Source organism: Pseudomonas sp. IT-P2 (assembly GCF_949767575.1).
Taxonomy (GTDB): Bacteria; Pseudomonadota; Gammaproteobacteria; order Pseudomonadales; family Pseudomonadaceae; genus Aquipseudomonas; species Aquipseudomonas pharyngis.
Genome location: NZ_CATKQA010000033.1, coordinates 174,972 through 198,299, shown reverse-complemented (window position 1 = coordinate 198,299; position 23,328 = coordinate 174,972). Strand labels below are relative to the sequence as shown.

Sequence of the window (23,328 nt, the reverse complement as noted above, 5' to 3'; positions counted from 1 at the left end):
GACAGGAGCTTCTCTTGGATACGTGGGATTTTTCGGGAGTAGCGCGGACTTAACCGCGCTCGCCTTGCAGCCAGCTGAGCTGGACTTCGTGCTGGCCACGGTCGTCGGTGACGAAGATCGTGCCTTCGCTGATCATCACGTCCCACTTGATGACGCGGGGCATGTCCTTGGCCAGGGTTTCCAGCACTTCCTGCGGAACAGCGGCAATGTTGACGTTCTTCAGGTTCTTGATCGCCGGAATCACCTTGCCTTCCCAGACGCGCAGGCTGCCGTAGGCCAGCAGGCTGGTGCGTTCGGTGCGGCGCGAGCACCAGGTCAGGCGATCGGCATCCGGCTGGCCGACTTCGATCCAGTGCAGGACGCGGTCGTCCAGGCTCTTTTCCCACAGCGCAGGTTCATCCACGTCCGACAGACCACGCCCGAACGACAGTTGCTCGTTGTACCAGAGCGCGTAGGCCAACAGCCGCACGGTCATGCGTTCTTCGGTTTCCGAAGGATGGCGGGCGATGGTCTGCTTCACGTTCTCGTAGACGCTGCGGTCAAGGTCGGTGAGGTTCAGTTCGAATTTGTAGGTAGTGGACGGCTGGGCCATGAACGGGCTTCTTGATACGAGGAAAGTCGGCAAGTCTAACCGATGCTGTAGGCAATCCACGAATTGATGGCGATCAACCTTGCGCGACTGACAGCCGGCTATGTTAAAACGCTGTATCTGCTCAGCCTTGTCCTACAGGATCTCGCATGCCGTTCGCCAACAAACCGCTCAGCGGTCTGAAAGTCATTGAATTGGGTACTTTGATTGCCGGGCCGTTTGCTTCGCGCATCTGCGGCGAGTTCGGCGCCGAAGTGATCAAGATCGAATCGCCGGACGGCGGTGATCCATTGCGCAAATGGCGCAAGCTGTACGAAGGCACCTCGTTGTGGTGGTTCGTCCAGGCGCGCAACAAAAAGTCCCTGACGCTGAACCTGAAACACCCCGATGGCCTGGCGATCCTGAAAAAACTGCTGGGTGAAGCCGACATCCTGATCGAGAACTTCCGCCCCGGCGTGCTGGAAAAACTCGGCCTGGGCTGGGAAACCCTGCACGCGCTGAACCCGAAACTGGTGATGGTGCGCCTGTCCGGTTTCGGCCAGACCGGGCCAATGAAAGATCAGCCAGGTTTCGGTGCGGTCGGCGAATCCATGGGCGGCCTGCGCTACATCACCGGTTTCGAAGACCGCCCGCCGGTACGCACCGGGATTTCCATCGGCGATTCGATTGCGGCTTTGTGGGGCGTGATCGGCGCGTTGATGGCCTTGCGTCATCGCGAGGTCAACGGCGGCCTCGGCCAGGTGGTCGATGTGGCGCTGTACGAAGCGATCTTCGCCATGATGGAAAGCATGGTGCCGGAGTTCGATGTCTTCGGCTTCATTCGTGAGCGCACCGGTAACATCATGCCGGGCATCACCCCGTCGTCGATTCACACCAGTGCCGACGGCAAACACGTGCAGATCGGCGCCAACGGCGATGCGATCTTCAAGCGCTTCATGCTGATCATCGGCCGTGAAGATCTGGCCAATGACCCGGCGCTGGCCAGCAATGACGGGCGCGATACTCGCCGCGATGAGTTGTACGGGGTGATCGACCGCTGGGTCAAGTCGCTGCCGCTGCAAACCGTGCTGGATCTGCTGAATCAGGCCGAAGTGCCGGCCAGCCGGATCTTCAGCGCCGAAGACATGTTCAACGATCCGCAGTACCTGGCCCGGGAAATGTTCCTCCACGCCAAACTGCCGGACGGCAAACCTTTCAAGATGCCGGGCATCGTGCCAAAACTCTCTGAGACACCCGGCACGTCCGAATGGGTCGGACCGCAGCTCGGTGAGCACAATGCGCAGGTACTCCACGATCTTGGCTACGACGAGAAGCAGATCGCCCGGCTGCGCGAAGACGGAGCCATCTGAGCTGAAGCCCCTGATGCCCTCGGCCTCGAGCCGCGCCCACCATTGGTGGACCTGGCGGTTGTTCGGCCTGCTGTTCCTGCTGGTGCTGCCGACGTGGGCGCAGGCCAAACCGACGCTGATCTGGCTGTTGCGCGACCTGCCGCCGCTGACGATTTTCGAAGGCCCGAAAAAGGGCCAGGGCGTTATCGATCAATTGATGCCGATGCTGATTGCCGGCATGCCGCAATACGAACACACCTTGATGCGGGTCAATCGCGCCCGTGGCATTCAAATGCTTCATGAACATCCCTTCGCCTGCGATCCGTCGCTGATCTGGAACAAGGAGAGGGCGCAATGGATCGCCTTCTCCATCCCCGCGTTTCGCGCTGTCAGCAATGGCCTGGTGGTGCGTCAGAGAGATCGCGAAGTGCTGGAGCCGTTTCTGGTCGACGATGAAGTCGATCTGTCGGCATTTCTGGCCAACGGCGAGCGAAAAGTCGGCGTGGTAGCCGAGCGCAGTTATGGCGAGTACATCGATACATTGCTGCATCAGGCACCGCGCGGCGCGCTGACGCCCCATTACGGCAACGATGCGCTCAGCAGCCTGCTGTCGATGCAGCGCCTGGGACGTTTGCAGGTGGTGCTGGGTTACTGGCCGGAAATCCGTTATCAGGCGCGCCAGGCCGAGATCACCGAGGACGAACTGCTGTTCTTCCCGATTCGCGGCACGGGCAAGTACCTGTCGGGCCATGTCGGCTGCACCGACACCACGGCGGGTCGCCAGGCGATCACCGAGATCAATCAGCTGTTGCGCACCCTGCCCCACGATCACCTCAACCAGCTCTACGCCGACTGGCTCGACCCCGAAAGGCGTCAGGATTATCTGGAACAGGCACGGATTTTCTTCCAGCGACAAGCCGCGCAGTAAAATCCGGGCAAAAAGAAACCCCGAGAAGTGGGGAGACGACTCGGGGTTAAACGTGGCCTGTATCAAAGACCCGTAGCAGCAAGCGACAAGCACCGGAGCACAATGCTTGCTCCTGCTGTTACCGGGTCTGACCGACCTGGATGCAGGAAGGTTCCCACAAATGAAAAATCAGTTTCAGAGGGCCGGGTGCTTGTCGAGGGCTGCGTTTCGCAACGCGGCGATCACACAGGGTTCCAGCCGGCCTTCGGCAATCAGGATGTCACGGTGCAGGCCATCGACCACATCCGTCAGTTGGCGCTTGTCGCTCAATTGCGCCTGATTGAATTCGCGCTCCACCACGATCGCGCCGCTGCCGTTCTTCAAGGTCACCAGGCATTCGCCATGGCGACCCCGAGGGGTCAACGTCACTTGATACGGGCTTAGAGCCTCACCGAGCAATAGACTGATACTTTCCATCTCGATCTCCACTCAATAGTCCGAAAACACAGTGCCTGGGGCGTGTTCACAGTAAATGACCACCGGCCCGAGAGGAAAGTTCTGCTTGTCGCCGGCTTCTCCCGGTGCGTCACCGGCCTATCGGAGCATGCATGGGGAAGATGACAGAAAAATAACCGGGGGCTCAGGCGTCGACGGAATGCCTGGGGAGGGTCATGTAGGCATCCAGCAGCGCCCTCATCAACACCGCCGAGACTGGCGTGTGCAAACGCCCCAGCAAGGTGATCCGGTGCTCGCCCAGCAAGGTTTCCAGATCGTCCAGCAGGCTGGGTGCCACGGCCCCCAGCAGAATCATCGCCCGCGCTTTCTGTCGGTCGGCCAGATGCCGAATCAGCGCAAGCCCGTCACCGTTCTGCAATTGTGGATTGCACAGGGTGATGTCCACGGCTCCGCGACGCTCCAGTGAGCGCTTTGCCGAGCCCAGCGACGGCGCGGTCAGAACATCGTAGATACCGATGGCGTTGAGCATCTGGTGCAACGCCATCAGCTGGAACGGATTGGGTTCTAGAATCAGGATCTTGAGCGAGCGCATGGGACGACCTCTGGAGCGACAATCGCGGATTCACGCCGCAGTGGCCTGTCACTCTAGGGCAGTCGTCCTAAGCCTCCCATCAGAAAAGGAATCGCGGTTTATAGGACTTTTCCCATCTTTAATGCAGACATTGACACCCGCTCTCCTTCCGCCGCTCGGTGATGTCGGTCCAGCCTCCGAGCAGGCCACGCAGTTTTCCATCGGCACTGTAAAACGGCACCGTCCACTGATAAATCTGACGGGGGCCGCTCTTGAACATCAGCTGTCGTTTGCTGAAACGTGTTTTACGAGTGCCCAACTGCGCCATGAACTCGTCGTGCAACATCAGTGCCGTGGCCTGTGGAAGCGCATCGATCTCGAACAGCTTCCGGCCCTGTACCTGCTCCAGCCGAACCGACAGCGCATCTTCATAGCTGCGGTTGCACATGATCAACCGCCCCTGCAGATCGCGCACGAACACGGGGTCGGGCATCGCATCGATCAATGCATGTTGAAAAGCCAGTTGATCACTTAGATCTTTTTCGGCCGCACGCCGCTGTTTTACCTCGACCGTCAATCGACGGTTCCACAGCAACGGCAACAGCCCGAACACGCCGAGCCCACCCATCGCCCAGCACCCCCACTTGATCAGGAGCGAGCTGATCGAGGGTACCGGAGCGGGAGAAATGCCATCCAGCCATTTCAGGCGCATGGCGCGCAGTTCGGCTGCCGAGAAAGCGCCCAGTGCCTTGTTGAGGATGCTCACAAGCTCTGGCAGCCCCTTGCGCACCGCCAGATGATCGGCCTCCCACTTGCCTTCCACGAGACCCGAGACCCTGAGCAGGCCGGAGGGAAACAGCTGCGCGCCGATCTCGTTTTCGATGGTGGCGTAGGCCTCACCACTCTCGACCAGCGCCCGGGCCTCGGCATAGGTCTTGACCGAGCGGATCTCGATGGACGGATAGTCGCGTCGAATGCTGTCCTCCAGCGCGTGCCTTGCCGGCAGGACCAACACCCGTTTGGCCAGCGTTTCGAGCGACTTTATCGGCGGCTCGCCCGAACGACCGACGAATACCCAGCCGGCACCGCCGAACGCGTGACTGAAGTCCAGGAATGCCTTGCGCTCGTCATTCATTGCCAACGTCGTGCTGATGTCGGCCACGCCACTCTGGAGCCGTTCCAGCATGTGATCGGTGGAAAACGACTCCTGATGGACGAACTGCAATCCGGTCATGGCGCTGATATGCGTGAGCACATCGTTGTTCAAGCCGCTCCACTGACCATGTTCGTCCTGAAACAGATACAACGGGTATTGCACCGAGGCGACCGTCACCCGGGGATTGTCCCGAATCCACTGACGCTCATTTTCATCCAGCTCGATGGGCTGGACACTCTCCCCCCCTTCGGAATGCCTCGCCAGATGGGCAGCTTCGCTCGACTGCGACAACTCGAAGCCCCCCAATAAAAACAACCAGCACAGAGCTGCTTTCAATCCTGAAAAAAACCGCATTGCCACATCCTTCGTCATCGACTCGCCCGTCCTTCGTGGGCGAAACGCGCGCAGTGTGGCATGCAAAAACAAGAAAGCCCGTCAGGAGACGGGCTTCAAAATGTGACAGCTTTGCGGGCTTAAAGAGGCTTGCCGCGGTTGCCATGCTGACTGACAAAGGCCTGCACGGCTTTCAGCTCGTTTGCCAGCACTGTGCAGCGCTCTTCTCTCTCAAACAAATCAGAAAGATGTGCAGGTAGTTCGAGAGCTTTTCCTACACCAGCTTTCTCCACCGCGTCCGGGAACTTGACCGGATGCGCCGTGCCCAGAATCACCATCGGGATGTCCAGGCTGCGACGGCATTCGCGCGCGGCTTTCACGCCAATGGCGGTGTGCGGATCCAGCACCTCACCGGTCTGCTCGTAGACTTCGGCGATGGTTTCGCAGGTTTGCGCATCGTCCACGGCCAGCGAGTCGAACAGTTTGCGTGCTTCGGTCCAGCGTTCCTGTTCGACGCTGAAACCGCCGCCCTGCTTGAACGAATCCATCAGCCCGGCAATTGCCGCACCGTTGCGGCCGTGCAGGTCGAACAGCAGGCGTTCGAAGTTCGACGAGACCATGATGTCCATCGACGGCGACAGCGTGGCGTGCAGGGTTTCCTTGACGTACTGGTTGCCACTCATGAAGCGGTGCAGGATGTCGTTGCGGTTGGTGGCGACGATCAACTGGTTGATCGGCAGGCCCATGTTGCGCGCCAGATAGCCGGCGAAGATGTCGCCGAAGTTGCCGGTCGGCACCGAGAACGACACCGAACGCGCCGGGCCGCCCAATTGCAGGGCCGCGTGGAAGTAGTAAACGATCTGGGCCATGATCCGTGCCCAGTTGATCGAGTTCACTGCCACCAGGCGGGTGCCCTTGAGGAAGCTCTGGTCGGCGAAGCTGGCCTTGACCATTTCCTGGCAGTCATCGAAGTTGCCTTCGATGGCGATGTTGTGGATGTTCTCACCGAGAATGGTGGTCATCTGCCGACGCTGCACTTCGGACACACGGTTGTGCGGGTGCAGGATGAAGATGTCGACGTTTTCGCAGTGCTTGCAGCCTTCGATGGCGGCCGAACCGGTGTCACCGGAGGTGGCGCCGACGATCACCACGCGCTCGCCGCGCTTTTCCAGCACGTAGTCGAGCAAGCGACCGAGCAGTTGCAGGGCGAAGTCCTTGAACGCCAGGGTCGGGCCGTGGAACAGCTCCAGCACCCATTCGTTGCCGTTCAACTGACGCAGCGGCGCAACGGCGTTGTGGGCGAACACACCGTAGGTTTCTTCAAGAATCTTTTTGAAATCGGCGTCCGGAATGCTGCCGGTGACGAACGGGCGCATGACGCGGAAAGCCAGCTCGTGATACGGCAGGCCGGCCCAGGAAGCGATTTCTTCCTGGGTGAAACGTGGCAGGTTTTCCGGGACGTACAGACCGCCGTCGGTGGCGAGACCGGCCAGCAGGACGTCTTCGAAATTCAGGGCCGGTGCCTGGCCGCGGGTACTGATGTAACGCATAGGGGCAAACCTTCGGTTTGAGCTTCAAGCTACGAGTTACAAGCTTCAAGTAAAAGCCGGACTGCTTTTCTCTTGCTGCTTGCAGCTCGAAGCTTGCAGCTGTTTCTGTTTAGTTCAAGTGCTCGACACGGATCCGCACGACCGGACCGACCACGCCCGCCAGCGCTTCGAGGGCGGCGATCGCATCGTTGATGTGCTGTTCCAGCACGCGGTGTGTCAGCAGGATCATCGGCACCAGGCCGTCGTGTTCCTCGACTTCCTTCTGCATGATCGACTCGATGTTGATGCCGCGCTCCGAGAGGATGCTCGCCACCTGAGCGAGTACGCCCGGATGGTCCTTGGCCTGAATGCGCAGGTAGTAGGCGCTTTCGCAGGCTTCGATCGGCAGGATCGGATGGGCCGACAGCGAGTCCGGCTGGAAGGCCAGGTGCGGCACGCGGTTTTCCGGATCGGAGGTCATGGCGCGAACCACGTCCACCAGATCCGCGATCACCGACGAAGCGGTCGGCTCCATGCCGGCGCCGGCGCCGTAGAACAGGGTCGAACCGGCAGCGTCACCGTTGACCATCACCGCGTTCATCACACCGTTGACGTTGGCGATCAGGCGATCGGCCGGGATCAGCGTCGGGTGTACGCGCAGCTCGATACCGGCGGCGGTGCTGCGTGCCACGCCCAGATGCTTGATGCGGTAGCCCAGCGCTTCGGCGTAATTCACGTCGGCGGTGGTCAGCTTGGTGATGCCTTCGGTGTAAGCCTTGTCGAACTGCAGCGGAACACCGAATGCGATCGACGCCAGGATCGTCAGCTTGTGCGCCGCGTCGATGCCTTCGACGTCGAAGGTCGGATCGGCTTCGGCGTAACCCAGCGCTTGCGCCTCGGCCAGCACGTCTTCGAAGGTGCGACCCTTCTCGCGCATTTCGGTGAGGATGAAGTTGCCGGTGCCGTTGATGATCCCGGCGACCCAGTTGATACGGTTGGCGGACAGGCCTTCACGGATCGCCTTGATCACCGGAATGCCGCCGGCGACCGCCGCTTCGAACGCCACGATCACGCCTTTCTCGCGTGCCCTGGCGAAAATTTCATTACCGTGAACGGCAATCAGAGCCTTGTTCGCGGTGACCACATGCTTGCCATTCTCGATGGCCTTGAGTACCAGCTCGCGGGCAACGGTGTAGCCGCCCATCAGCTCTATGACGATGTCGATCTCAGGGTTCGTGGCCACTTCGAAGACATCGTTGGTAATCGCAATACCGGTCGTCTGGAACTGAGGCTTTGGCGTGCGCGTGGCAATTTGTGCCACTTCGATTCCACGCCCGGCACGACGAGCAATTTCCTCGGCGTTGCGCTGAAGTACGTTGAAGGTTCCGCCACCGACGGTCCCTAACCCACAGATGCCTACTTTGACCGGTTTCACTGTGAACTCCCCATAAAACGGCCGACACGAGGCCGGCCGTGAAAACAACCGCAGGTTCGCGGCTCTCTGTTGATGGCCCGGCAATCCTGCCGCCGGACCACGCTCGTCAACGCCTGAGCGTGACGATGCGAATTACTTCGCGCCCAGCGCCAGTTTGGCGACTTGTGGCGCAGGCTGGTAGCCCGGAATGACTTGTCCGTCGGCCAAAACGATGGCCGGTGTACCGTTCACGCCGATCGACTGACCGAGGGCGAACTGTTTGGAAACCGGGTTATCGCACTTGGCGGCCTTGATTTCCTTGCCATCGACCATTTTGTCCATGGCCGCTTTCTTGTCTTTCGAGCACCACACCGCTTGCAGCTGTTCGTCACCCGGCGAATTCAGGCCCTGACGCGGGAACGCGACGTAACGCACTTCGATGCCGCGCTTGTTCAGCTCGGGCACTTCAGCGTGCAGCTTGTGGCAGTACGGGCAAGTGGTGTCGGTGAAAACGGTGATGTGCGACTTGGTTTCACCCACGGCCGGGTAAACCACGGTCTCGGCTACCGGGATCGCATTGATCAGTTTGGAAATGCCCAGGCGCTCGGTCTTCTCGGTCAAGTTGACCGGTTTGCCGTCCTTGAGCTGGAACATGTAGCCCTGAACGATGTACTGGCCGTCGGCGCTGGCGTAGAGCACGCGACTGCCCTTGAGCTTGACTTCGTACAGGCCTGGCAGCGGACTGGCGGTGATGGTATCGACCGGCACATCGAGCTGGAGGTTTTCCAGGCTTTGGCGAATCGCTTTGTCGGCCGCGTCATCGGCGACGGCAAAGGTGCTGACCAACGCAATGGCTGCGGCGGCGAAAATCTGGGTCAGACGCATGAGAACTCCTGAAGGCGGACAAATGGAACGATCAGAACGCCCGTGCCGGAACACCGGGTCATAACCGCCCATCGTGCAAACCGGCAAAGCCTACCACATAAGGCTCCCGTGGCCGAATGCGCCTGTCGCAAGACAAACGGCGCTCAGCCGCGCGGGTGATGTTTGGCATGCAGATCCTGCAAACGTGCCCGGGCGACGTGAGTGTAGATCTGCGTGGTCGACAGGTCGCTGTGGCCCAACAGCATCTGCACCACCCGCAGGTCGGCGCCATGGTTGAGCAAGTGGGTGGCAAACGCGTGACGCAAGGTGTGCGGCGACAGCGATTTACTGATGCCGGCGACCTTAGCCTGGTGCTTGATGCGGTGCCAGAAGGTCTGCCGAGTCATCTGCTCGCCGCGCTGACTGGGGAACAGCACATCGCTCGGGCGCCCGCCGAGCAGCTCACCGCGACCGTCACGCAGGTAGCGCTCGACCCAGACAATCGCTTCCTCGCCCATCGGCACCAGCCGTTCCTTGCTGCCCTTGCCCATCACCCGCAACACACCCTGACGCAGGTTGACCTGTTCCAGCGTCAGGCTGATCAGCTCGGTGACACGCAGGCCGCAGGCATACAAGACTTCGAGCATGGCGCGATCGCGCTGGCCGATGGCTTCGCTCAAGTCCGGCGCCTTCAGCAGCGCTTCGACGTCGGCTTCCGACAGGGATTTGGGCAGCGGCCGACCGAGTTGCGGCATATCCACGCGCAAAGTCGGATCAACCGAAATCAGTTTTTCCCGCAGCAGATAGCGATAAAAACCACGCACACCGGAGAGAAATCGCGCGGTGGAACGAGGTTTGTAGTTCTGTTCCAGACGCCAGGCCAGGTGATCGAGGATCAGTTCGCGACCGGCATTGACCAGTTCGAGACCTTTCTCCTGCAACCAGCCGTTGAACAGCGCGAGATCACTGCGGTAGGCGTCGCGAGTGTTGTCGGAGAGACCTTTTTCCAGCCAGAGGGCGTCGAGAAACTGGTCGATCAGTGGGTGGTCGATGGCAGGCATGGGCGCTCAAGACACGCAGGTTTGGCACTGCGCGCAAATAAAGAGTGAACGGTTGAAATGGCCGCTAGTCTTTCATAGCCCGCTATTTCAAGGAACAGGGAGCTTCAATGAACGAGCAGCAAATTCTGTTGGCTTTCGGTGGTATCGGCGCTGCCGCACTGGGCTGCCAGTGGCTCGCCTGGCGCCTGAAGCTGCCGGCGATTCTGTTTCTGCTGCTGACCGGCATTCTGGCGGGCCCCGTGCTGGGCTGGCTCGACCCGCAGGAAATGTTCGGCCCGTTGCTGATGCCATTGGTGTCGCTGGCGGTGGCGCTGATTCTGTTTGAAGGCAGCCTGACCCTGCACCTGTCGGAATGGCGCGAGATCGGCAGCGTCGTGCATCGGCTGGTCACAATCGGTGCGCTCTCGACATGGGTAGTGATTGCGGTCGCGACCCACTGGCTGCTGGGCTTCGACTGGCTGTTGGCGATCCTGTTCGGCAGCCTGACCCTGGTGACCGGGCCGACCGTGATCGTGCCGATGCTGCGCGTGGTGCGGCCGAAGGCTTCGATCGCCAACATCCTGCGCTGGGAAGGGATTGTGATCGACCCGATCGGCGCGCTGCTCGCGGTGGTGGTCTACAGCTTCATCATCGCCCGGGCCGAAGGCCACGGCCTGGAACAGAGTCTGCTGACCTTCGGTGGTGTGATTGTCTGCGGCAGTGCGTTCGGCGTTGCCGGTGGCTGGCTGCTCGGCACGATCATCCGGCGCCAATGGCTACCGGAGTATTTGCACAATCTGGCATCGCTCGCCGCGGTGCTGGGGATATTCATCGCCGCCAACCAGGTCATGCACGAATCCGGGCTGTTGGCGGTGACGTTGATGGGCATGTGGCTGGCGAACATGAAGGGGGTGGATGTGCGGCACATCCTGCACTTCAAGGAAAATCTCAGCGTGCTGCTGATTTCCGGACTGTTCATCCTGCTGGCGGCACGACTGGATCTGAACGCGTTGATCGGTCTCGGGCCGCTGGTGTTGATCCTGTTGCTGGTGATTCAGCTGATCGCCCGACCGTTGAACGTGGTGCTGAGCACCGCCGGTTCGAGCCTGAGTTGGCGTGAACGTGCGCTGTTGTGCTGGATTGCCCCGCGCGGGATCGTCGCGGCGGCGGTCTCGGCGATCTTCGCGATTCGCCTGGATGAAGCGGGCCATGAAGGTGCGCTGTTGCTGGTACCGCTGACTTTCGCGGTGATCATAGGCACTGTCGTGCTGCAAAGTGCGACGGCCCGGCCACTGGCGCGCTTGTTGAAGGTTGCGGAACCGGCGCCGAGCGGGTTCCTGATTGTCGGGGCGAACGGGCCTGCGCGCTTGCTCGGCAAGTCGCTGCAACAGCTGGGCAGCCGGGTGCTGCTGACGGATTCAAGCTGGGAAAATATCCGCGCCGCGCGCATGGATGGCTTGCCGACCTACTTCGGCAATCCGGCCTCACAGCACGCCGATGCGCATCTGGACCTGGTCGGACTGGGGCATTTGCTGGCGCTGTCACCGTCGGGCGAACTCAATACACTGGCGGCCATGCGCTTTCGTCATGACTTTGGCCATCAGCGGCTGTTCGGGCTGGCCAGCGGTCAGGAAAGCCGTCGCAGCGACAAGCACCGCGCCAGCCTCGAACATCGAGGCAATCAACTGGGGAGCGAGGCGCTGACTTACGCCAGACTCGCCAGTCAACTGGGGCAAGGTGCCGATCTTTACAGCACGACGCTGACGGACGGGTTTGGCTGGGACGATTACCGCGCGCTGCATGGCAATCGCGCGACGCTGCTGTTCATGCGCGATGACAGCGGCTGGGTGCATGTCGTGACGCCGGAAACCGTGTTGAAGCCGGGGCCTGGGTGGACGTTGCTGGCGCTGATTCAGCCTGAGGCCAACGCCGCTGCATAAATAGATTCGCGGCTCGGTGCTGGATCAGGCCGCGAAACCCGGCAGCACCGGCACCGGACGCTTGTCATCATCGATGGCAACAAAGCTGAACTGCCCATGAATGGCTTTCTCACGCCCGTCACAGCTCATGCTTTCGACGAACACTTCCACCTCGACCTTGAGACTGGTGTTGCCAACCTTGATCACCCGCCCAACCAGCTCGACGATGGAACCTGCCGGGATCGCGTGATTGAAGTCGATGCGATCGGTCGACACCGTCACCAGCGGCAAACGGCAAAACCGGGTGGCGGTGATGAACGACACTTCGTCCATCCAGGCCAGCGCAGTGCCGCCGAACAGGGTGTTGTGGTGGTTGGTGGTCGGCGGGAACACCGCCTTGGTCACGCGGGTCACCGAGAGTTCGGTGCGGCGTTCGATTTCTTGCTCGCGAGGGGTCATGGGTCAGGCCTGAAACAGAAATGCGGTGGATAAATTGCGGGCAACAAAAAAGCAGCCCGTAGGCTGCTTTTTTCTGCATCGGAAGCTGGACTTAAGCCAGTTTTTCCTTGATGCGAGCTGCTTTACCCGACAGGTCGCGCAGGTAGTACAGCTTGGCTTTACGTACGTCACCGCGACGCTTGACAGCCATGCTGTCGATTTGCGGGGAGTAGGTCTGGAAAGTACGTTCTACGCCAACACCGTTGGAGATTTTACGAACGGTGAACGCACTGTTCACGCCGCGGTTACGCTTGGCGATGACAACGCCTTCGAACGCTTGCAGACGGGAACGATCGCCTTCCTTCACTTTCACCTGAACGACGATGGTGTCGCCTGGGGCAAAGGTAGGGATTTCTTTGGTCATCTGCTCTGCTTCGAGTGCAAGGATGATTTTGTTGGTCATGCTGTGCTCCTAAGGTAAATCGTCTGATCTACCATCGATACGTTGTTAACTATCGTCCCGCTCGCGGATGTATTCCTCGAGCAGCTTCTTCTCTTCTCCAGAAAGCGAGCGGCTTTCCAGAAGATCGGCGCGTCGTTCAAAGGTCCTGCCAAGGGACTGCTGTAAACGCCAACGCCGGATATGCGCGTGATTGCCACTCAGCAACACGTCGGGAACACGCTGATCCGCATACACCTCAGGTCGGGTGTAGTGCGGGCAATCCAGCAGACCATCCGTAAAGGAATCTTCCTCAGCGGAATCCGCATGCCCTAAAGCTCCGGGCAGCAGTCGTGTAACCGCATCGATCATGACCATGGCCGGCAGCTCGCCGCCAGACAACACATAGTCACCAATCGACCACTCTTCATCGACATGAGCCTCAATAAAGCGCTCGTCAATGCCTTCATAGCGACCGGCAATCAGGATCAATGCATCCGATTTCGCCAGTTCGCGTACCGCCGACTGAGTCAGTTGACGGCCTTGGGGGGACAGGTAAATCACCTTCGCCGCCTCCCCGGCTGCTGCCTTGGCCTGAACCAGTGCATCTTCCAGGGGCTTGATCTTCATCACCATGCCCGGACCACCGCCAAACGGGCGATCGTCCACAGTGTGATGTCGATCCGTCGTGTAATCCCGCGGATTCCAACAGGTCAGCTGCAAGAGCCCCTGTTTGACCGCACGACTGGTAATGCCGTACTCACTGATGGCCGAGAACATCTCGGGGAACAGCGTAATGACGTCTACGCGCAGGCTGGCCATTGCTTAGAAGTCCGCGTCCCATTCCACCCTCATCACGCCTGCTTCCAGGTCGATTGCCAGCACGCATTGCTCCGTATAGGGCAACAACCGCTCGCGATCATCCAGGCTGCCAACGCAGGGCTTGACCACCAATACATCGTTCGCGCCGGTCTCCAACAGGTGATCAACCTTGCCGAACAATTGTTCGTCCTGGTTGATGACGCTCAGACCTTCCAACTGGTACCAGTAGTACTCGTCGGCGGTCAGGTCGGGCAAAAGGCTTCGCGGGATGCAAATCTCGTAACCGCTCAGAAGACGGGCTTCATCGCGATCGTCGAGGCCTTTGAGCTTCACAACCAGATCCTTTTGAGTGGATCGGCCGCTGACCAGCTCGACCTGTTTCACCACGCCTTCGCGCCGAAGCGTCCAGTTGCGATAGCCCAACAGGTTTTCAATCGGATCGGTAAAGGAAAAGACCTTCACCTCGCCGCGAACGCCGTGAACCGAAAAAATCTTGCCGACAACGATCAGATCATCAGCTTTTTCTGGCGTCGCGCTCATACTGCTCAGGCTGCAGCCTTGGCAGATTCCTTCAGCAACTGAGCAACACGCTCAGAAGGCTGTGCACCAACGCTCAGCCAGTAGGCAACGCGCTCTTGGTTCACGGACAGACGGATTTCCTGACCACGGGCAACAGGGTTGAAGAAGCCAACCTGTTCTTTGTGGGAACCGTCACGCGGGTTGCGGGAGTCGGTTACGGTCAGGTGGTAAAACGGGCGCTTTTTGGAGCCGCCAAGGGCAAGACGGATTGTTAGCATGTGAACATCGTTCCTGTAGTCGGTGCTGCAAATCTAAATGCACAGCGGGCATGGGTGCCCGAAAGGCCGCATATTCTAAGGAATATCCGGACTTTTGCAAATGACTTTTTCCGGCGCCTGTGGCATGCCGTGCAGATTTGCATATGGGGCCGTCGTTCAAAACGGCCAGTCAGCTCCCGCCGAGTGCGGGTTTGCTGTGGATCCCGCTTCCTTGCGGGACTGCGCCGGTGCGACGACCGGCGAGTTCTTTTACATCTTTGGCATGCCGCCGCCGGGCAACATTCCACCCATGCCGCGCATCATTTTCGCCATTCCGCCCTTGGCGGAGAATTTCTTCATCATCTTCTGCATCTGCTTGTGCTGCTTGATCAAGCGACCGATGTCCTGCACCTGGGTGCCGGAACCCATGGCGATCCGGCGCTTGCGCGAACCGCTGATCAGCTCAGGATCGCGGCGCTCGGCCGGGGTCATGGAATTGATGATGGCTTCCATCTGTTTGAACTGCTTCTCTGCGGCGCTCTGGGCATTGCCCATTTGCGAGAGATTGACGCCGCCGATGCTCGGCAGCTTGTCCATGAGCCCGCCGAGGCCACCCATGTTCTTCATCTGTTGCAACTGATCGCGGAAGTCTTCGAGGTCGAAGCCCTTGCCCTTCTTCAGCTTTTTAGCAAGCTTGTCGGCCTTGTCCTTGTCGAGGGTCGCTTCAGCCTGTTCGATCAGGCTGAGCACGTCGCCCATGCCGAGGATCCGCGAAGCGATACGCTCAGGATGGAACGGATCGAGCGCTTCGCTCTTCTCGCCCATACCGATGAACTTGATCGGCTTGCCAGTAATCGCGCGAACCGACAGCGCGGCACCGCCACGGGCATCACCGTCGACCTTGGTCAGGATCACGCCGGTCAGCGGCAGCGCATCACCGAAGGCCTTGGCCGTGTTGGCCGCGTCCTGACCGGTCATGGCGTCGACCACGAACAGGGTTTCAACCGGGTTGATCGCGGCGTGCAGCGCCTTGATCTCGCCCATCATCTCTTCATCGATGTGCAGACGACCGGCGGTGTCGACGATGACCACGTCGATGAATTTCAGTTTTGCTTCTTTAATAGCTGCGCTGGCGATGTCGACCGGTTTCTGGCTCAGGTCGGACGGGAAGAACGTCACGCCGATGTCGTTGGCCAGGGTTTCCAGCTGTTTAATAGCAGCAGGACGGTAGATGTCCGCCGACACGACCATGACCGACTTTTTCTTGCGCTCTTTAAGGAAGCGCGCCAGTTTGCCGGCGGTGGTGGTTTTACCCGCGCCCTGCAGACCGGCCATCAGAATGACGGCGGGCGGCACGGCGCTCAGGTTCAGGTCTTCGTTGGCCGCGCCCATCAGGCTTTCGAGTTCGGCCTGGACGATCTTCACAAACGCCTGGCCGGGCGTCAGGCTGCGCGACACCTCGGTGCCGACAGCGCGCTCCTTGACCGAATTGACGAAATCCTTGACCACCGGCAGGGCGACGTCGGCCTCGAGCAACGCCATGCGCACTTCGCGCAGGGTGTCTTTGATATTGTCCTCGGTCAGCTTCGCCTTGCCGGTGACATGGCGCAGCGTCTGCGAGAGACGGTCGGTTAAGTTTTCAAACATTGCGCGATCCTTTCAGGCCCTGTGTAGACCGGGATAATGGCGGCCCAGACCGGAATCAACATGTGCTCGGCGAGCCTGCGGCGTGGGCAGGTCGCGGATTATAGCGAAGACTGCGGCTGGCGGACACCTCGCTGTCAGCTTGCCGGTCTTTCGTGCAACGGCGGTTCTATGCCAAACTCAGCCCCTTTCGGGCTTGCCTAACAGGATTTATGCTCCCCTTGTCACCGAGTTTGCTGACCACCCTCGCCGCCGCCCTTCTCTACGCCGCTGCGACCCTCTATCAGGGCACCCGCCTGGCCACTGGCGCCAAGGCCAACAAGCGCCTGCTGGTCTCGCTCGGCGTTCTCGCCGTGCTGGCCCACAGCGCCAGCCTGCTTACGCATTTATTGACACCGATCGGTCTGGGCCTGGATTTCTTCAGCGCTTCGAGCCTGATCGCTGCGGCGGTCATTGCCCTGACCCTGCTCGCCTGCTCGCGGATTCCGGTGGAAAACCTGCTGGTGCTGCTGTTCCCGCTGGGTGCGATCACGGTGCTGCTGGCGCAGTTCGCGCCGGCCGGTACGGTGCAGATCATCGATGAAGAACCGGGCATCCTCGCGCACATCCTGTTGTCGATCCTCGCCTACGGCATGTTCACCATCGCGGTGTTTCAGGCCTTGTTGCTGCTGGTGCAGGATCATCAGCTCAAGCACAAGCACCCGTCCGGGCTGATCAAGAACTTCCCGCCACTGCAAACCATGGAAAGCCTGCTGTTCGGCTTCCTCTGGGCCGGCTGGACGCTGCTGTCGCTGTCGCTGATCTCCGGCTGGCTGTTCGTCGAGAACCTGTTTGCCCAGCATCTGGTGCATAAAACCCTGCTGGCCTGCCTGGCCTGGATCGTGTTCAGCGTCCTGCTGTGGGGCCGTAACCGCCTCGGCTGGCGCGGACACAAGGCAATCCGCTGGACCCTCGCCGGTTTCTGCCTGCTGATGCTCGCGTATTTCGGCAGCAAACTGGTCCGTGAATACATCCTGCACATCTGACGGGCGGCATAAATGGACGGTTTGCCCATAGGGCCGATGCTCGCGGTATTTGCCCTGCTGATTCTCTGGTCAGGGCTGTTTACCGCCGTCGAAGCGGCGCAACAGCACCTGCTCGCGCAACGCACCGCATCCCGCGCCAGCGACAAGCCCTTGGCCAGGCTCAGCTTCCCGCTCGACAGCCTGATCCTCTGCAATACCCTGTGCCGCGCCCTCGCCGTCATTCTGGCCACGCTGCTGGCAATCTTTCTCTGTGAAGAAAACGGCCCCTGGGCGGCTTGCCTTGGCGCCGGCGCCCTGCTGCTGGTTTTTGCCGACTATTTCCCCCGCGCCCTTGCCCAGCGTTATCCGGATGCGGTGCTGTCGTTCGGCAATACGCTGCTGGCAGTACCGCTGAAGGTCATTTACCCGCTTGCCTGGCTGCTCAGCCGCGTCAGTGGTTTGCTGATGCGCCCGTTCATCCGCAAGGCCCAGGTGGTGCAACAAAGCGAAGACGATGTGCCGGCGGAGCGTCATGATGACCCCGATCATCCAGTGCGCCCGCACCCGGTTTCGGGCATCCATGCGCTGGATAACATCACGGTCAACGACATTCTGGTGCCGCGCAGCGATGTCGACGGCATCAACCTCGACGATCCGATCGAAGAAATCACCGAGCAACTGCGCCACAACCGTCGTACTCGTCTGCCGCTGTTTCACAGCGATATCAATCAGGTCGAGGCGGTGCTCAACACCCGGCAGGTCCGCCATTTGCTGGACAATGGCAACCTGACCCGCGAAGCCTTGCTGGCGGCCAGTTACGAGCCCTACTTCGTTCCCGAAAGCACCCCGCTGCAACTGCAGCTGCTGAACTTCCACAAGCAGCAGCGGCGGCTGGGCATGGTGGTGGACGAGTACGGCGAAGTGCTGGGGATTGTCACCCTGGAAGACATTCTCGAAGAGATCGTCGGCGAATTCGAAAGCGAGCACAGCCTCGACAATCCGCACATCCACCCGCAGGCCGATGGCCGCATGGTGATCGATGGCGCGGCGTCGATCCGCGAACTGAACAAATGCCTGGGCTGGCACCTGCCCAGCGACGGCCCCCGGACCCTCAACGGCCTGGTGACCGAAGCGCTGGAAACCATCCCGGAAAGCGCGGTCTGCCTGAAGATCGGCCGCTACCGGCTGGAGATTCTCGAAACCGAAGAGAACCGGGTCAGCAAGGTCCTGATCTGGCACACCTCCTCAGCCCCGGCGCTCGCCCCTGCCCGCTAGGCAGCCCCTTGTTCAATCGTTAGCCACCTTCCTATAATCGCGGGGCTTACCCAAGCCCCGCCGAACCGCGTGCTTACCCCGCACCCGACAAATTCCGGCCGGTTCATCGGCAATATCCGCATCACACCGACGACTGTTCCTACCTGAAGCAGCGATCGCGCCTCATCCCACATCCCTGGGTGTTCGACCATAATAATTCGCTCCAACGGAGCTCATGACTGTCAGGGATCACCGCATGACGACCAGTACCGCTTACAGCGACACCACGCCTGCCCAACCGGCCAACTCCGCCACCCGCGTGGCCACGGCAAGCTTCATCGGCACGGCCATCGAGTTCTACGATTTCTATGTCTACGCCACCGCCGCTGCGCTGGTGATCGGGCCGGTGTTCTTCCCGCAGACCTCCGGCACGGCGCAGATGCTCTCGGCATTCCTTACCTTCGGCATCGCCTTCCTTGCACGACCGCTGGGCTCGGCGCTGTTCGGCCACTTCGGCGACCGCATCGGGCGTAAATCCACTTTGGTGGCCTCACTGCTGCTGATGGGTGTCTGCACCACGCTGATCGGCGTGCTGCCGGGTTATGACACTATCGGCGCCTGGGCACCGATCCTGCTCTGCGTGCTGCGCTTCGGCCAGGGCCTGGGATTGGGGGGCGAATGGGGTGGCGCGGCGCTGCTGGCGACCGAAAACGCCCCGAAAGGCAAACGGGCGTGGTTCGGCATGTTCCCGCAACTCGGCCCTTCGATTGGTTTTCTGGCTGCCAACGGTCTGTTCCTGACGTTGGCCATGAGCCTGAGCGACGATCAATTCCGCAGCTGGGGCTGGCGGATTCCGTTCCTGCTCAGCGCCGTGCTGGTGATGGTCGGGCTGTACGTGCGCCTCAAGCTTCACGAAACCCCGGTGTTCGCCAATGCCATTGCCCGCCAGGAACGAGTGAAAGTGCCGCTGGTCGAGCTGTTCAGCCAATACTGGGCACCGACGCTGCTGGGCGCCGCCGCCATGGTGGTGTGTTACGCGCTGTTCTACATCTCGACCGTGTTTTCCCTGAGCTATGGCGTATCCACATTGGGTTACAGCCGCGAGACCTTCCTCGGTCTGCTCTGTTTTGCGGTGCTGTTCATGGCGGCCGCGACGCCGCTGTCGGCATGGGCCAGTGATCGTTATGGACGCAAACCGGTGCTGATCGTCGGCGGTGTGCTGGCGATTCTTTCCGGATTTCTGATGGAGCCGCTGCTGACTCAGGGATCGACCTGGGGCGTGGCGCTGTTCCTGTGCATCGAACTGTTTCTGATGGGCGTGACATTCGCCCCGATGGGAGCATTGCTACCGGAACTGTTTCCGACGCACGTGCGGTATACCGGCGCATCGGCAGCCTACAACCTCGGCGGCATCGTCGGAGCCTCGGCGGCGCCGTTCTTCGCGCAGAAACTGGTGGCGACGGGTGGTTTGAGTTACGTCGGCGGGTATGTGTCGGCGGCCGCGGTGCTCAGCTTGATCGCTGTGCTGTGCCTGAAGGAGACGCGCAATAACGACCTGAATCAGGTGGTGTAAGCGCAAAGATCGCTCCCGGGCGGGAGCGATCAGATGGCGTGATTACAGCTCTACAACAACAGCCTGGGAAGCACGGGTCGCCTTGGCGCGGGCCGCTTCAATCGACTCGTCACGCGCCAGCGCAACACCCATGCGACGCTGACCATTGACTTCAGGCTTGCCGAACAGACGCAGCGCGGTATCCGGCTCGCTCAGTGCAGCACCGAGGTTGGCGAATGCGGTCTGGGTCGACTGGCCTTCCACCAGAATCACCGCCGAAGCCGATGGGCCGAACTGACGGATCAGCGGCACCGGCAGACCGAGGATCGCCCGGGCGTGCAGGGCGAACTGCGACAGGTCCTGGGAAATCAGGGTCACCAGACCGGTGTCGTGCGGGCGCGGCGACACTTCGCTGAACCACACCTGATCGCCTTTGATGAACAGCTCGACGCCGAACAGGCCACGACCGCCCAACGCTTCGGTCACGGCTTTGGCAACGCGCTCGGATTCAGCCAGCGCCACCGGGCTCATCGCCTGAGGCTGCCAGGATTCCTGATAGTCGCCCTTTTCCTGACGGTGGCCGACTGGAGCACAGAACGTCGTGCCGCCGACATGACGCACGGTCAGCAGAGTGATTTCGTAGTCGAAATCGATAAAGCCTTCGATGATCACCCGACCTTTGCCGGCGCGACCGCCCTCTTGCGCGTAATCCCAGGCTTTCTGCACGTCATCGGCGCTGCGCAGCAGGCTTTGGCCCTTGCCCGAAGAACTCATCACCGGTTTTACGACGCACGGAAAGCCGAGGTCCTGAACGGCCTTGCTGTAATCCTCGAAGGTGTCTGCGAAGTGGTACGGCGAAGTCGGCAGGTCCAGCTCTTCGGCAGCCAGTCGACGGATGCCTTCGCGGTTCATGGTCAGTTGCGCGGCGCGAGCGGTCGGGATCACGGTGAAGCCTTCGGCTTCCAGTTCGACCAGGGTGGCGGTGGCGATGGCTTCGATTTCCGGCACGATGAAGTGCGGCTTCTCGGCTTCGATCACTGCACGCAGGGCGGCGCCGTCGAGCATGTTGATCACGTGGCTGCGATGGGCAACCTGCATGGCCGGCGCATTGGCGTAGCGGTCAACGGCGATCACTTCAACGCCCAGGCGTTGCAGCTCGATCACCACTTCCTTGCCCAACTCACCACAGCCACACAGCAATACGCGGGTCGCGGTCGGCGACAATGGAGTTCCGATACGGGTCATCTCAGGTCCTCAAAGAAGCGGATCATCGAGGAAAGCAACGCCAGACGCGCTTTCCATGGGGAGAAAGCGCGGCATTTTACATGAACCTGAGGGTTTGGCTTCAGCCGGCGACAGCCTGTTTGCGTTCGCGCCAGGCCATGATCAGCCAGACGGCGGTAACACCGGCGAACTTCGAGGCCAGCGCGGTGATAAGCACCGGCGGTGTCAGCAGGTCAATCATGCCAAAGAAGATGAAGGTATCGAGGGGAATGCTCAGCGCCGAACTGATCCACAAGCGGTCGCGCAACGGGCGCCTGGTGATGGTGAATACCAGCCAGTCAATGCACTCGGAGACCGCGAACGCCGTGGCGCTGGCCAGCGCAATCGATGGATCGGACGTGACATAAGACAGCACCAGTGCCGCCAGCATCGCCACGATCGCGCCATGACCGAAACGGGTCTGCACCATGTCGCGCAGCACGAACACCAACCCGCCCCAGGCCGACCAGATGATGTCCAGGTGCGGCGCGGTGGAGAAGGCGAAGTTGATCAGCACGACGCTGCTGATGTAAGAGATGAGGAAAATCATGGGGCGTGACCTGTCAATTTGGCGCACAGGTTACTTCAGCCCTTCGATGACGCCAATCAAATCGGCTATTGCCCCGGCGTTTTGCCGATCATCCAGACCAGGCCACTGGCCTTGGCCCGCTCATGGCACAGCCCGAGCACAACCCGGCGTTCATCATTGGTCATGCGGCTCCAGCGAGTGATCTCCTCGACCGTGCGCTGGCAACCGGTGCAAATATCGTCTTCGTCCAGCGCGCAAATGCTCACGCACGGCGAGGCGACAGGTCTTTCCGGGGTTGTCATTCTTCCTGCTCGACCAGATCGCGCGCATAGCGCTGGGAGTTATGCACATAGTGCGCGGCACTGGCTTCGAGCATTTTCTTCTGCGGCTCAGTGAGTTCGCGCACCACCTTGCCCGGCGAGCCCATCACCAGCGAGCCGTCAGGAATTTCCTTGCCTTCGCCGATCAGCGAGTTGGCGCCGATGATGCAGTTCTTGCCGATCTTCGCGCCGTTGAGAATGACTGCGTTGATGCCGATCAGGCTGTAGTCGCCGACCGTGCAGCCGTGGAGCATGGCGTTGTGGCCGATGGTCACGCCGGTGCCGATGGTCAGCGGATAGCCCATGTCGGTGTGCATCACCGTGCCGTCCTGAACATTGCTGTTCTTGCCGATCAGGATCAGTTCGTTGTCGCCGCGCAGCACGGCGTTGAACCAGACGTTGGCGCCCTCTTCCAGTCTGACCTTGCCCACCAGCACGGCATTGGGGGCGACCCAGCTCTGCGGATGGGTGTCGACTCGGGCGTCGCCCAGGCGGTATTTCATCTTGTTTTCCTCAGGGCTCACGATGGCTGGCCATTCGAAGGATGGCTTCAGGTATTGATGAAGCTTTTGGGCGGTTGATGCAGGCTGATTCTGGCGTCATAGAGCAGGTTGATCAACTCGACGATCATGATTGCCGTCAGCCCCCAGATCTTGTATTCGCCGTAACGATAGCTCGGCACGTACCAACTGCGACCCTGATAGTCGATGCGGTGGGTGTGTTCGCGCGGATCCTTGCGGAAGAACTCCAGCGGCACACTGAACACCGCAGCGATCTCGGCATCATTGGCCTGGTATTCGACAAAATCGGGAATCACCCCGACATACGGAGTGACCTTGATGCCATGCAGGGAAATCAGCGGGCTGAGCGGACCGATCACTTCGACCAGTCCCGGCGGCAGGCCGATTTCCTCTTCGGCTTCACGCAGAGCGGTAAACACCAGGTCCGGGTCTTCCGGATCCCGTCGTCCACCGGGGAAGGCGACTTCGCCGCCGTGGGTCGAAAGGCCGCTGGCCCGCAGGGTGAGGACAAGTTCGGGTTCGTCACTACGAGTAATCGGCACCAGGACAGCGGCCTCGGGGAAACGCGTGTCGGTCTCCAGCGTGCGCGGCGTGTGATTGCTTACCCGGTGCAGTAGCTCGTCCAGCATAAGTGTTCTCGATCGGTGCCTTACCCTGCAT

Annotated in this window: 25 protein-coding genes; 6 read left to right on the top strand and 19 right to left on the bottom strand. The window is 60.6% G+C overall.

All coding sequences use genetic code 11. The annotated features are described in order from the left end of the window. Positions 1-49 precede the first annotated feature (49 nt). Positions 50-592 (bottom strand): YaeQ family protein, encoded by a 543-nt coding sequence (locus tag ACM6JM_RS17005; RefSeq protein ID WP_064593644.1) that lies wholly within the window; start codon positions 590-592, stop codon positions 50-52. 146 nt (positions 593-738) lie between these two features. Here ACM6JM_RS17005 and ACM6JM_RS17000 point away from each other — a divergent pair, with 146 nt between their 5' ends. Together ACM6JM_RS17000 and ACM6JM_RS16995 are read left to right on the top strand one after the other, a co-directional pair. Continuing rightward, positions 739-1,938, top strand: coding sequence for a CaiB/BaiF CoA transferase family protein (locus ACM6JM_RS17000; RefSeq protein ID WP_039769570.1), 1,200 nt, complete (start codon positions 739-741; stop codon positions 1,936-1,938). A gap of 13 nt (positions 1,939-1,951) precedes the next feature. Continuing rightward, the gene (locus ACM6JM_RS16995; protein WP_178082859.1) at positions 1,952-2,845 is read left to right on the top strand and encodes a TIGR02285 family protein; all 894 of its coding nucleotides are present in this window, start codon (positions 1,952-1,954) and stop codon (positions 2,843-2,845) included. Between the two features lie 174 nt (positions 2,846-3,019). Here ACM6JM_RS16995 and ACM6JM_RS16990 read toward each other — a convergent pair whose 3' ends face one another. From ACM6JM_RS16990 to xerD, 7 genes are all read right to left on the bottom strand, one after another. Next, positions 3,020-3,301 carry a DUF3509 domain-containing protein gene (locus ACM6JM_RS16990; RefSeq protein WP_064382409.1) on the bottom strand — a complete coding sequence of 94 codons (282 nt, stop codon included), beginning with the start codon at positions 3,299-3,301 and terminating at the stop codon, positions 3,020-3,022. Positions 3,302-3,464: 163 nt separating this feature from the next. Then, positions 3,465-3,872, bottom strand: coding sequence for a response regulator (locus ACM6JM_RS16985; protein ID WP_039769567.1), 408 nt, complete (start codon positions 3,870-3,872; stop codon positions 3,465-3,467). Between the two features lie 118 nt (positions 3,873-3,990). Further along, positions 3,991-5,361 carry a transporter substrate-binding domain-containing protein gene (locus tag ACM6JM_RS16980; RefSeq protein ID WP_039769565.1) on the bottom strand — a complete coding sequence of 457 codons (1,371 nt, stop codon included), beginning with the start codon at positions 5,359-5,361 and terminating at the stop codon, positions 3,991-3,993. Between the two features lie 119 nt (positions 5,362-5,480). Continuing rightward, the gene (thrC, locus tag ACM6JM_RS16975) at positions 5,481-6,890 is read right to left on the bottom strand and encodes a threonine synthase (RefSeq protein ID WP_007954636.1); all 1,410 of its coding nucleotides are present in this window, start codon (positions 6,888-6,890) and stop codon (positions 5,481-5,483) included. Positions 6,891-6,999: 109 nt separating this feature from the next. Further along, entirely contained in the window at positions 7,000-8,304 is a 1,305-nt protein-coding gene (locus ACM6JM_RS16970) for a homoserine dehydrogenase (protein WP_074691229.1), read from the bottom strand. A gap of 132 nt (positions 8,305-8,436) precedes the next feature. Further along, a complete protein-coding gene (gene dsbC, locus ACM6JM_RS16965) occupies positions 8,437-9,168 on the bottom strand; it encodes a bifunctional protein-disulfide isomerase/oxidoreductase DsbC (RefSeq protein WP_039769559.1) in 732 nt (243 codons plus the stop codon). Between the two features lie 143 nt (positions 9,169-9,311). Continuing rightward, complete coding sequence (xerD, locus tag ACM6JM_RS16960) at positions 9,312-10,208, bottom strand: site-specific tyrosine recombinase XerD (protein ID WP_074691227.1); 897 nt, start codon at positions 10,206-10,208, stop codon at positions 9,312-9,314. A 107-nt stretch (positions 10,209-10,315) separates the two neighbouring features. Here xerD and ACM6JM_RS16955 point away from each other — a divergent pair, with 107 nt between their 5' ends. Next, positions 10,316-12,127, top strand: coding sequence for a cation:proton antiporter (locus ACM6JM_RS16955; RefSeq protein ID WP_039769556.1), 1,812 nt, complete (start codon positions 10,316-10,318; stop codon positions 12,125-12,127). Between the two features lie 24 nt (positions 12,128-12,151). On the opposite strand, the gene ACM6JM_RS16950 is transcribed toward ACM6JM_RS16955, so the two are convergent. The 6 genes from ACM6JM_RS16950 to ffh all read right to left on the bottom strand — a co-directional run bounded on the left by ACM6JM_RS16950 (position 12,152) and on the right by ffh (position 16,228). Further along, positions 12,152-12,565 (bottom strand): acyl-CoA thioesterase, encoded by a 414-nt coding sequence (locus ACM6JM_RS16950; RefSeq protein WP_011332614.1) that lies wholly within the window; start codon positions 12,563-12,565, stop codon positions 12,152-12,154. Between the two features lie 91 nt (positions 12,566-12,656). Next, positions 12,657-13,007, bottom strand: a complete 351-nt coding sequence (gene rplS / locus ACM6JM_RS16945) for a 50S ribosomal protein L19 (RefSeq protein WP_003175895.1) — start codon at positions 13,005-13,007, stop codon at positions 12,657-12,659. Between the two features lie 45 nt (positions 13,008-13,052). Beyond that, entirely contained in the window at positions 13,053-13,805 is a 753-nt protein-coding gene (gene trmD / locus ACM6JM_RS16940) for a tRNA (guanosine(37)-N1)-methyltransferase TrmD (protein WP_039769553.1), read from the bottom strand. A gap of 3 nt (positions 13,806-13,808) precedes the next feature. Continuing rightward, entirely contained in the window at positions 13,809-14,345 is a 537-nt protein-coding gene (gene rimM, locus ACM6JM_RS16935) for a ribosome maturation factor RimM (protein WP_011332613.1), read from the bottom strand. A gap of 5 nt (positions 14,346-14,350) precedes the next feature. Beyond that, positions 14,351-14,602, bottom strand: a complete 252-nt coding sequence (rpsP, locus tag ACM6JM_RS16930) for a 30S ribosomal protein S16 (protein ID WP_003185073.1) — start codon at positions 14,600-14,602, stop codon at positions 14,351-14,353. Between the two features lie 249 nt (positions 14,603-14,851). Next, on the bottom strand, positions 14,852-16,228 hold the full coding sequence (gene ffh / locus ACM6JM_RS16925) for a signal recognition particle protein (RefSeq protein ID WP_039769551.1): 1,377 nt from the start codon (positions 16,226-16,228) through the stop codon (positions 14,852-14,854). Positions 16,229-16,437: 209 nt separating this feature from the next. Between ffh and ACM6JM_RS16920 the strand changes: the two genes are divergently transcribed. The 3 genes from ACM6JM_RS16920 (at position 16,438) to ACM6JM_RS16910 (ending at position 20,056) form a co-directional block, all read left to right on the top strand. Then, positions 16,438-17,250: an inner membrane protein YpjD gene (locus ACM6JM_RS16920; protein ID WP_039769548.1), complete on the top strand. Its 813-nt coding sequence runs from the start codon at positions 16,438-16,440 to the stop codon at positions 17,248-17,250. Between the two features lie 12 nt (positions 17,251-17,262). Next, on the top strand, positions 17,263-18,504 hold the full coding sequence (locus ACM6JM_RS16915; RefSeq protein ID WP_414882241.1) for a transporter associated domain-containing protein: 1,242 nt from the start codon (positions 17,263-17,265) through the stop codon (positions 18,502-18,504). A gap of 235 nt (positions 18,505-18,739) precedes the next feature. After that, entirely contained in the window at positions 18,740-20,056 is a 1,317-nt protein-coding gene (locus tag ACM6JM_RS16910; RefSeq protein WP_414882240.1) for an MFS transporter, read from the top strand. Between the two features lie 42 nt (positions 20,057-20,098). Here ACM6JM_RS16910 and purT read toward each other — a convergent pair whose 3' ends face one another. The 5 genes from purT to ACM6JM_RS16885 all read right to left on the bottom strand — a co-directional run bounded on the left by purT (position 20,099) and on the right by ACM6JM_RS16885 (position 23,297). Continuing rightward, positions 20,099-21,280, bottom strand: a complete 1,182-nt coding sequence (gene purT, locus ACM6JM_RS16905) for a formate-dependent phosphoribosylglycinamide formyltransferase (RefSeq protein WP_039769540.1) — start codon at positions 21,278-21,280, stop codon at positions 20,099-20,101. 100 nt (positions 21,281-21,380) lie between these two features. Next, positions 21,381-21,848, bottom strand: a complete 468-nt coding sequence (locus ACM6JM_RS16900; protein ID WP_074691220.1) for a preQ0 transporter — start codon at positions 21,846-21,848, stop codon at positions 21,381-21,383. Between the two features lie 65 nt (positions 21,849-21,913). Beyond that, positions 21,914-22,129: a DUF1289 domain-containing protein gene (locus ACM6JM_RS16895; protein WP_007954618.1), complete on the bottom strand. Its 216-nt coding sequence runs from the start codon at positions 22,127-22,129 to the stop codon at positions 21,914-21,916. Continuing rightward, entirely contained in the window at positions 22,126-22,650 is a 525-nt protein-coding gene (locus ACM6JM_RS16890; RefSeq protein WP_025112181.1) for a gamma carbonic anhydrase family protein, read from the bottom strand. Before ACM6JM_RS16890 ends, ACM6JM_RS16895 begins: the two co-directional genes overlap by 4 nt. Positions 22,651-22,697: 47 nt before the next feature. After that, the gene (locus tag ACM6JM_RS16885) at positions 22,698-23,297 is read right to left on the bottom strand and encodes a CoA pyrophosphatase (RefSeq protein ID WP_039769535.1); all 600 of its coding nucleotides are present in this window, start codon (positions 23,295-23,297) and stop codon (positions 22,698-22,700) included. Positions 23,298-23,328 lie beyond the last annotated feature (31 nt).